Annotated in this window: 6 protein-coding genes; all 6 read left to right on the top strand. The window is 45.2% G+C overall.

Annotation, left to right across the window (positions count from 1 at the left end; genetic code table 11):
- Positions 1 to 275: 275 nt before the first annotated feature.
- On the top strand, positions 276 to 2,681 hold the full coding sequence (locus tag QUA33_RS26575) for a hypothetical protein (protein WP_333152560.1): 2,406 nt from the start codon (positions 276 to 278) through the stop codon (positions 2,679 to 2,681).
- Between the two features lie 136 nt (positions 2,682 to 2,817).
- Positions 2,818 to 3,429, top strand: coding sequence for a hypothetical protein (locus QUA33_RS26570; RefSeq protein WP_333152558.1), 612 nt, complete (start codon positions 2,818 to 2,820; stop codon positions 3,427 to 3,429).
- 313 nt (positions 3,430 to 3,742) lie between these two features.
- On the top strand, positions 3,743 to 6,946 hold the full coding sequence (locus QUA33_RS26565) for a hypothetical protein (protein ID WP_333152556.1): 3,204 nt from the start codon (positions 3,743 to 3,745) through the stop codon (positions 6,944 to 6,946).
- 14 nt (positions 6,947 to 6,960) lie between these two features.
- Positions 6,961 to 7,947, top strand: a complete 987-nt coding sequence (locus QUA33_RS26560; RefSeq protein WP_333152554.1) for a hypothetical protein — start codon at positions 6,961 to 6,963, stop codon at positions 7,945 to 7,947.
- 213 nt (positions 7,948 to 8,160) lie between these two features.
- Positions 8,161 to 9,246, top strand: a complete 1,086-nt coding sequence (locus QUA33_RS26555) for a hypothetical protein (RefSeq protein WP_333152552.1) — start codon at positions 8,161 to 8,163, stop codon at positions 9,244 to 9,246.
- Positions 9,247 to 9,377: 131 nt separating this feature from the next.
- Complete coding sequence (locus tag QUA33_RS26550; RefSeq protein WP_333152550.1) at positions 9,378 to 10,010, top strand: hypothetical protein; 633 nt, start codon at positions 9,378 to 9,380, stop codon at positions 10,008 to 10,010.
- The last annotated feature ends 72 nt before the right edge of the window (positions 10,011 to 10,082 follow it).

The raw sequence follows: 10,082 nt of genomic DNA, 5'->3' as shown, positions 1-10,082 counted from the left end.
GGCTTCTATGAATAATGATTATATGATGACTGTTCTCAACTCCTTTTGTCAAGCTTGATTGAGATGCTCTTACCCTGGAACGCCAAGAAAGCTCGTTGACCGAACAGTTAGTTTTTTAGCGAGTTCCAAACAGGAACTATTTATTAGTAGACGACAATTCCCCCTCCGATTGGAGGGGGTCAGTTTAACTCCCCAAAACCGCTCTTCCGAGTGAAGTCAGTAGCCATACTGCTCGAATTTCATGGGAAATATCCACTCACGCCGCCACAAAGATTATGGCTACAAAAACAGCATACCGAAGCCGAAGCCAGGGAAACTACATCACCCCTAACACAGCCGAGGGCAAGAAAATCCTCAACTACCTAAGAAATCGCTGCGAGAAAGCTTTAGATTACTGCCTGGAAAACGGACTCACCAGCGTAGAAGATTTTGCCGATGCAATTGAAGAACTAACGGAAGCAGACGGCAAACCTGGCATTAGCGTGGAGGTCAAGCACAACGGACTCGTCCTCAGTTTGAGCGATCGACCCGAGTACGGCTCTACCACAGGAAAGTACATGATGGAGTACTTGGGAGAGCCGGACGACAACCGATTTACTAAAACAGGAATTGAAGCATTACTCGATTCGCCTCGAACTAAAACAAGGTCTAAGAAAGACGATTTACTAGATGAATTGGATGAGGAGCAACCCTCCCCCAAGTCTAAATCTAAAGCTGGAACTAAGTCTAAAAAAGACGATTTACTAGATGAATTAGAGGATGATAAACCCTCGCGTCGATCGAAATCTCAAACGGCAAACAAGTCTAAAAAAGACGATTTGCTAGATGACTTAGAAGATGATGAACCATCGCACCAATCGAAATCTAAAGCCAATATCAAATCCAAAAAAGATGAAATAGAAAATTCGGAGGACGACGAGCCATCACCCAACTCTCAAACCAAAAGAAGACCCCGAAAAGATGACGTAGAGGAGTTGGAGTCGGAAGAACCACTGGTTAAATCTAAAGCCTTAAGCCGCTCTCCGAGAGATGAGCTAAGTGAGTTAGATGAGTTTGAAGTCAAAAAACCTCAACCTAAAGCTAAGCCTCAAACTAAAAGCCACCTTCAAAACTATGAGCGAGAAGATTTGGAAGACGAAGAATTATCAGCTAAATCCCAAGCCAAAAGAAAACTTCAGACAGATGAAGCGGTAGAAGTTGCTGAATCCTTAGCACGCACACCCTTAAAAACCCGAACGAGCCAACAGCGACCTCAAGGCAAAAAATCAAACGACCAGAACATCGATAGTATCCTCGATGCTGCTGTACAAGTTAGTGGTAGAACAGCCATTTCTGGAAGTGAGGTAGAAGGTACAACTGTCAGCGGCCTGAGCACTCAAGTTGCGGTTCTCGCTACTCTGATGGGGAAAAAAGCAGCTTCTCAAATTATAGAAGCTGCTCTTGGGGCTGGAAAAGAGCGCCAAGTTGTCGGTATTGTCAAAAGGCTCAAAGCTCAAAGCCAGCGAGCTGACTCGCTCTCGCAGCGGGTTACCAACTTGGTTGAAGCGGATTCAGTTGCAGATGCAAGGGTCGAATCCGAAGCTTTACCAATAGCTGAACCGAAGCCAGAACCGGAACAAAACATCTTACCTGAACCGGATGCCGAATTTGTCTCAACACCCGGTATGCTCTTAGCTAAAGCTGTTAGCAAAGTCCACGGAAAAGTTGATAAAATTTCCGGTCGTGTGAGAGACAACAATTATGAAAAAACGGCTTCTATTAAGATTGACACAGAGGCGAGTTTTGAAGAACAGCTCGTACAAATAAATGAAGCACTCAACCGACTTGAAAAGCGACTCGATACCCTAGAAGAGCGAATAGAAGCTTTAGAGAACAAACTTTCTCTTCAAAAAAGCGAGACAGGTGTTCAAGCTGGCGATGCAAAATTAGAACCACCCGACAGCTCAACTCCATCCCTCAGCGACGAATTCGTACAAAACGGAACAGAAATAGGTGAAAAAATTTCATTAGAATCAACAATCCCAGCTAGCAGCGCTAGCGCTACTGCTAAAAAAATCACTGTGACAGCCCAAAATCTTACTCAGGATGCCCAACTTGCAGCAACACTGGCAAAAATTTACAGCCTAGCTGAAGAAGAAGCAAATGCGGAAGGCATTGCATTAGAAGACGGCGTAGATTTTGGACAAGCCAAACTTTATGTAACAAATTTTGACTTCTCTACCGCTGTCAGCTTAAAAACTAAGGAAGGCGAGGAACTGTTTTCAGCAGTACAGGATAAAACTGGAGAATGGGAAGTTACAAACGACTTCCTGAAACCTGAAGAAAAAGAAGAACTCGACCGCTTAAAGATTTTTCAACAAGCTCTCAACCAAGAACGTCTAGCTGAAATGGTAAAGAGAAGCGGTCAGGATGAAGTGAGCTTTACCGATTCCCAAGGCTCGCGCCTCGACTTTGAAGTCGAATTCAGCGATAAATCCAAGTCGAAGGGTACTGTCAAAGGCTTTAACTCTCACAGCGAGATAGTTTTTGAGGCCAGCCTCCAAAAAGGTAATCTTGAGGTACTTCTGTGCGACATTCCACCAGAAGTAGTTGAAAATCTCCTCTCCCAACAGCAACTTGCTCCAAACCAGAACTCCAACAAGCAGGAAGCGAGAAAAACTGAGACCGAAATGGAAATTTGAAATAACTTTTTTCACTTGCACCCTCCATTTGGAGGGGGTCACTCTCACTGTATAAAATCACCTTTTTTGGCGATTTTGCAGGGATTAGATGCAACTTAAATTAACATTAAAGCACTAAATTAATCGAGATAGTGACATGGCTACTTACTTAGACCAAACAAGAAATGAACGAAACCGCAACTCATTATCACGCTGGTTAAAACAACAGAAAATCAAACTGGGCGACCTTCCATTCCTCGGCATTTGCCTAGCCTCGCTCATCTACTTCAGCATTCACGACCCGCTCTTAATTGCGACTTTAGGCTGCTCCAGCATTGTGTTTTTGAGTTTATGGCATCTCACTAGAGCTATTCCCATTGTAGAGCGATACATTGGCTGCAAAATTCGCTTTTGGCACATTGCCACTGCCATTATCACCTCTACTGCGCTTTGCTCCGTACTCGATTCCCCAGCCAACGCCCTCTTCCTCTCCGGCTTAGAAGAATTTATGCAAGAACTCGCAGAAGGAGCCTCTTCAGCAGGAGGCGAAGCTATTGATACCGAAGTCATCGAACTGATTTTCAACTTAATTCGCGGAGCATTTCTTTTGTTAGTAGCAGCCGCTTCTCTTTTCGCCTACAACCAAGCACAACAAGGTAATGACTGGAGACCAATTGTTACCCAAGTTGCCTTAGCCTTTGCCATTGTAATTGCCATTGATGTAATAACTTTTTTATTCGTTGGCAATGGCGGAGGAGGCGGAGCTTAGGGAAGAAGGGGAATGGGAATGGGAATGGGAATGGGAAGAATAAATTTTCTAGTTTTGAGTTAAACCTTCTTCTCTTACTTATCAAAAATCATCTCGCTTGCCTTGAGAAGAACGTGATTTTACTCACCTTGTTCCACCCTTCCTATTTTTTTAATTAGGAACACTGAATACTAGATGTTACTAGCTAACACTCCCCTCTAATTTTTCCCTTACCCTCCCTTCCCAACACAAATTAGTAGCGATTGAAACTAATAACAACCTGGCTTTCCCTTCCCTTCCCCTTCCCCTTCCCCTTCCCCCTCCCCCTATTACCATGCTTAAAGACCCAGATAAAGACTTTATTTCCGTCAACAAAATTCTCGGCAAACAAGCCAGCATCGGCATCATTCCAGCGGAACAGCTAATTCCCTGGATGCTAATCACTGTAATTTCCTACATCCTCACCAACGGCCTATTCAGCTTAGGAATGCCTTGGTTTTTCATCACTGCTTTCTGGCTAATTGTAAGCTGGTGGCTCCTGACAGGTAACAAACCTCACCTTTTTGTAGACAGGTTTAAACCTCCGCCGGGGAATGAGTGGTACAACGGTAATCTTTTATACCTTTCTCCCGTTCCCCAACACCGACCAAACCCGATTCGCCACCGAATCAGCGATTCACAAGTCCGAGTCAAACTTAAACCCAAAGTTGCTCCCACTCAACAAGGAGGTAACAGCCGACTTATGCCCTTCCAAAACTACCAAAACCTCCTGTGTTTAGTCACTATCAAAAAGGATGGTCGAGAAGTTTCTGGTTACTTACTGAATGAAGGCAGTCAATACCAAATTGTATTCGGATTCGAGACGGCTGGCTTTCACAACATCCTGTACCGCCATGAAGTAAACAATGCAGCCACCGCCTTAGAAGAAGGGCTAAAAGACATTCCCCCAGGCGAAAAAATGACCTTTCACACCGGCTGCTACAGCAGCGATTGCCTTCGCCAGCAACAGTTAACTGAATTGGCTGATAACTGTCACCTCAAACCCATTTCTATACTCGTTCGTAACGAACAGAAACGCATTCAAGAACTCAACTTAGCGGGTACCCGACAACTGTGGAACCAAACTATTTTCTGCACTTGGACATTCAACGCTCAATCTGGCTCCAAATCCAACGACCCTCTGAGTAAATTCATCAATGGAATTATCAACACAGCCAACAGCATTGCTGCACAATTTACAGGCAACCAGCGCATCTACTCTGAACGCTTTTACAAACAACTGCTGCTCGACGCTTTCGAGCAAGGCTATATCCGGTGGGAACTCTTGCTAAACACCAAAATTGGACTGGAAATTCAACCCATGAATGCCCAAGCATTGTGGGGATGGCTGTGGCAAAAATTCAACAGCGCACCCGTACCCCCTATCCCCCAACTTCTCACCTTAAAAGAAACCGCCTCCGACTACAAACTAACCGAAACCCTCAACAGTCACAAACACGCCTGCACCATTTTAATTGAAGGTATGAGCGGCCGTTCGAGCTGCCCGGAACACAGAAAAGCTAGCTCACGCATTTTGCTTCCCGGCAGAAACGCAGAATGCGGCGTGCTAACAATGGAAGAGGGCCCCGGCGGCTGGCTCAATACTAGAGAGCAACTGCAATGGCTCTGGAAAATTATGAGCAACAGCTACGTCCGCGATACTGAAGCCGTTGTCGAAATTAGCGCCGCTCCCAACTTTATTATTCAAGACAACTTAGCAAGGCAAGCTAAACAATCAAAAAGTGCCAAAAAACGCGCTTTAGAAAAAGGTCAAGGTCGCGATGTAGGAGCAGAAGTCAAACAGGAAGAATCCTTTGAAGCCCAGAAAAAAATGTACAAAGGTGCAAGAGCAATTCACGCTGCTGTCACCTTCTTAGTCTACCGACCAACGCCGGAGCAACTAACACACGCTTGCCAAATGCTCTCCCACAGCTTCGGCTCTGCCAAGGTATTAAGAGAGCGCAACATTGCTTGGCAACTGTGGCTAGAAACTTTGCCCATTACTGTAAGCTGGCTGTTGCACAGCAGTTCGCTAATTAACGAACGCCGCCTCACCTTAGACACCGAAACTGTCCCCGGTATTTTGCCGTTAACTACTGTAAGGGACATCGACTCAAAAGGAGTTGAATTCATCACCAAAGGCGGCAAACCCGTGTACGTTGACCTCATGCACAACCAAACCAGCCGCGCTGTCATAACAGGCGAGTCGGGTTCGGGTAAAAGTGTTTTGGGATGGCGATTTGCAGCCGATGCAATAGCGGCTAATATCCCAGTAGTCGGTATGGACATCTCAGCAGGAAGCGGCAGTACCTTTGAGACAGCAGTGAAACTGTTAGGCGACGATGGTGCGTACTACGACATCACCTCTGGCAGCTCGAATCTACTTGAAATACCCGATTTGAGGCGTTTCGACAGAGAAGAGCGATCGCGCCGACTAGACCAATGGAAAGAGTTTATCAGAAAAGCGCTGACTATTATCAGCATGGGCAAAGTCCGCGACCCAAAATTAGCGCAGCGAGTCGATGCCATTTTGCTACTAACTCTGAAAAAATTTCTAGAAGACCCAGACATTATTGAGCGCTACAATACGGCTTTTGAAAAAGGCTGGAAATCGACCGCGTGGCAAGAAATGCCAACCCTCAAAAACCTCCTAAAATTCTGCACGAAAGAGCAACTAAATCTGCCAAACTTTACCGACTTCGACCGCATTGCCATCAACCAAATTACCACTCAATGTAACGCCTTACTAGCCTCACCTTTAGGGAAAGCAATTGGCAGACCGAGTACATTTTCACCCGAACCCGCTGTTAAGTTTTTTGCCCTTAGCGGTCTGGGCAACGAACAAGACCAGTATTTAATGGCCATTAACGCCCACGCTGCTTGCATCCGCAACGCACTTTCTCACCCTAAAAGCCTATTTATCGGAGACGAACTTTCGATTTTGTTTAAAAAAGATGGATTTGCTGAAGTAGTAGGCGAACTCTGTGCAGTGGGTAGAAAGAATGGCATTTCAGTGCTCTTGCTATCCCAAGATATCGACAGTATTTGCGATTGTAGTGCGGGAACTATGATTATGCAAAACATGGTGTATCGAATTACCGGAAGATTGACATCAAACGGAGCCACTTCTTGGATAAAAAATTTGGGATATCCGGCTGAAATTATTAGCCAGAATGCCACAGAAGCTTTCCTTCCCAGAGCTGCCGACCTTTATTCCAATTGGCTAATTGAAAAAGGAGGTCGTTTCTGGCAAAGCCGATACTATCCAGGCGAAATGATATTAGCAAGTGTGGCTAACAATCAAGCTGAATTGATGGCCCGCGCCCGAGTGATGGCTCAATATCCCAATACGTTAAAAGGGCAAATGCTAGCACTCAAACAATTTGCCTCTGAATACGTACAAGCCGTTAAAGAAGGGCGTTCATTAGCTAATATTGGCAAGAATGGAGTCACTGATATCAATGGACACAAATCCCCTCAAGACCTTATTGCTAGCTAGACGGAGAAAAACCGATGAAATCACCTAAATTTCTTGTCAAACTTGCCCTCGGCATTCCTGCAATTTGGCTGAGCTTAATACTAAATTCTGTTGAAGCAAAAGCTCAAACTTCTGACAGCAATCCGACTGCTACACAGCTTCCCACCTCAAACAATCCTAACAGCAGCACTTTCAACCGCTCCAGCTTCACAGTTCCCAATCAACAAATAGAAAGCCAAATCCAACAATCAGCTAATAACTTCTTGAGCAACCAGAAAGAAATAGGAGGGATAGAAAACACAATTAGGGGCATAACAGGCGAAATTTCAGATACCATCTCCACCATCTCCGACAGCATCTCAGGCATCTGGGACAATTTGTTAAATAAAGTCGAAAATTTTAGCAGTGAAATAGAGTCAACCCTCTCTTCATTCCTGGGAGAATTGAAAGTTCCAGACCTAAAAGAAGCAGTTAAAAGCATAATGGACGGCAACACCTCCGAAAGCGAAGGGACAAAACTATCCGCTGCTTTAGAGAAGAGACCGCAAGATTCTTACAGCCTCAAAGAGAACACCGCAGAACTCGCAGAAAGAGAAAGTGCTGTCAGTGAAGCCAATAAAGCCACTCTCAGTAAAGAAGCTCAACAAAAGCAAGCTCAGATGAAAGAAATTGTCCAGCAAAACGTAGAGCAAACTAATCGCGAGAGCCAAAATTCAATGGAATTGGGTGCTGATTCAGAAGGTCAAGATGTCACACAGAACATTATGAGAAACATATCTCAACAAAGTGCGATCGCAGCTAAGCAAGCAGCCTTATCAGCAGAAAATCAAAGTGCCTTAGTCATGCAGGGCCAGCAAGCTCAAATCGATCGCAGTTTTGCCAACATTCTCAACGCTCAACAAGCTGAAGAACTCAACGAAATTAACACAGCCCAGAGACGGCAGGATGCTGCGGCGGCTACCGCTTCTTCTACTCAAGCCGGACTGTTTCAAATGCCAGGAGGCATCACCCTGGGTGAATAAGGGGAGTGGGGAGTAGGGAGTGGGGAGTGGGGGAGGGGGTGAGGGGGGGAATGGGGTGAGAGGGTGAGGGGATAAGGGTTTCCTGTTTCCGCTTGTCCCGCTTGTTCTCTCCCACTCTCCCACTCTCCCACTCTCCCACTCTCCCCCTCTCCCACTCCCCACTCCCACTCTCCCCCTCTCCTTCCCCTTCCCCTTCCCCCTCCCCTTCCAAAGATGCTGACACAACTAATCGCCCAAACTAGCACAGCAGGACAAGCCCTGGACACTCTCTCTGATGCCATAGAAGTCTCTCAAAAAACCGTCGAATCGTGGAATTTAGTTTGGTCTAACACTTTCAACACTCAAGAATCCTCTCTCTGGATTGCCTTAGTCAAACTAGGACTAATTCTGGCGGGAATATCTGTTACTTACCTCGCTGTCACCAGTGGCAAAGAAATCATCGAAAAACAGTCTTGGTCAGAGCTAGTAGCCATGTTTATCTGGCCACTCGTAATTGTAGTATTTCTCAGCAACAACGGTAAAGTCTTAGCTGAAAGCGTCAAATTCATCAAAGCTGTAGGCAGCACTCAAGTGCAAGAAATTATGAAAATTCAAGTCGGAGAAATGACCTTCAGAACTGCCCTGAGCGACGTTAACCTCACCAGTGCTGGCAAAGAAGAAATTGAAAAACTCTACAGCGAATGTCAGGGCAAAGTTGGCTCAGCTTTAGTGGAATGTTGGAACAGCAAAAAACAGTCAGCTCAACAAATCCTTCAGGCAGCCGAACAGCAAAATGGAGGGCCTCTCAAAAGCTTGCAGCGATTTGTCGAAAACTTAGGCAATGTTGCCAATCTTCAGGATATAGGAAATGGCGATTTTGCCGGACAAGTTTTTAGGTCTACTGTCTTGCCCATCATTCGCTTAATTCTTAGAGCTGTGCAGTGGGCATTTGTCAACATTTTAGAAACAGCATTGTTGCTAACAGCTCTATTCGGGCCGATTGCAATGGGCTTGTCGCTGCTGCCGCTGCAAGGAAAACCAATCTGGGCTTGGTTAATAGGATTTATGTCGTTATTTGGAGTGCAATTGGGCTACAACATCGTCGTTGGATTAGTCGCTGTAGTGATTGTAAAGTCCGATGCAGAGTTAGTTACAGATATCGCCTTTTTATTCTTTTTAGCTGTGTTTTCTCCCGTTCTAGCCGTGTTAATAGCCAAGGGTGGAGGAACTGCTTTGTACAGTGCGATTGCCAATAGCACCAAACAGCTTACAGATATTGCCAGTAACGCGATCGGCGTTATTGCTGGAAAACTGATCTAGGGGAAGGAAATTCCGATAGCTTTTTCTTCACCGCACCGAGTTGTTACTCACTACTCAAACCCAGTTTCCCAATCCATTCCCTCCCTATCTCCCTATTCTCTATCCCCCATCTCGCCATCCCCTTCGATAATATGAAATTTCCACAATCACAACCCTTACTGCCTGAATCTAAAAACACCTTAGCCTTGTGCTTTGTTCTACTAACAAGCTTTGTTTGCCTCCTGACAATTGCTGTTTTAGTTAACACAGTCAGTTTGAGAGCCTTATCTCAAAGAAAAGTTACCTTTGTCCAGTTAAAAGACGGAACCGCAGCACGAATTGCAGAACAAGATGAACTGTACAGAGAGCCGAAAATTATCCAAAATTTTGTATCCAGTTGGGTAAATTTAACCTGGGCTTGGTCAGGCAAAATTCCCGGCACAAATGACCCAGACCCCGGCATTAAAGTTAAAGGCAGTGCCAAAGTTCCTACAACTGCTTGGATGGGTTCCTTGATGATGGAATCAGAGTTTGGTAAAGCTTCCTTGGTCGAACTTGCCCAACTGGTTCCCAACACCATTTATTCAGGAAAAACTCGCTCAGGAGTTTATATCTCTCATATCTCAGAACCGAGAGAAATAAAAAGAGGAGTTTGGGAAATAGATGTAATTGCTACTCGCGTCGTGCTAGAGCAAGGCATTGGAGAAAGCCGAGAACAGTTTAATCGAACCTTCACTGTCAAAGCAGTAGAAATTCCCAAATCGCCTCTCAAAGAAAACGCGTAATTGCTCAACCCCCTTGACAAGAGAACGAGATAGACATTAGATAGAGGAATGAAAAAACTCCCTGACCTAAAA

The sequence above is a fragment of the Microcoleus sp. Pol14D4 genome (genome assembly GCF_036701245.1).
Classification (GTDB): domain Bacteria; phylum Cyanobacteriota; class Cyanobacteriia; order Cyanobacteriales; family Microcoleaceae; genus Microcoleus.
The sequence above is the reverse complement of the archived record's forward strand: the minus strand, read 5'-3'. Positions and strand labels throughout refer to the sequence as shown.

Excerpts from the sequence above, each read along its gene's own strand:
- QUA33_RS26575 (WP_333152560.1), top strand. The coding sequence starts at position 276 with ATGGCTACAAAAACAGCATACCGAAGCCGAAGCCAGGGAAACTACATC.
- QUA33_RS26555 (WP_333152552.1), top strand. The coding sequence starts at position 8,161 with ATGCTGACACAACTAATCGCCCAAACTAGCACAGCAGGACAAGCCCTG.
- QUA33_RS26550 (WP_333152550.1), top strand. The coding sequence starts at position 9,378 with ATGAAATTTCCACAATCACAACCCTTACTGCCTGAATCTAAAAACACC.
- QUA33_RS26560 (WP_333152554.1), top strand. The coding sequence starts at position 6,961 with ATGAAATCACCTAAATTTCTTGTCAAACTTGCCCTCGGCATTCCTGCA.
- QUA33_RS26570 (WP_333152558.1), top strand. The coding sequence starts at position 2,818 with ATGGCTACTTACTTAGACCAAACAAGAAATGAACGAAACCGCAACTCA.
- QUA33_RS26565 (WP_333152556.1), top strand. The coding sequence starts at position 3,743 with ATGCTTAAAGACCCAGATAAAGACTTTATTTCCGTCAACAAAATTCTC.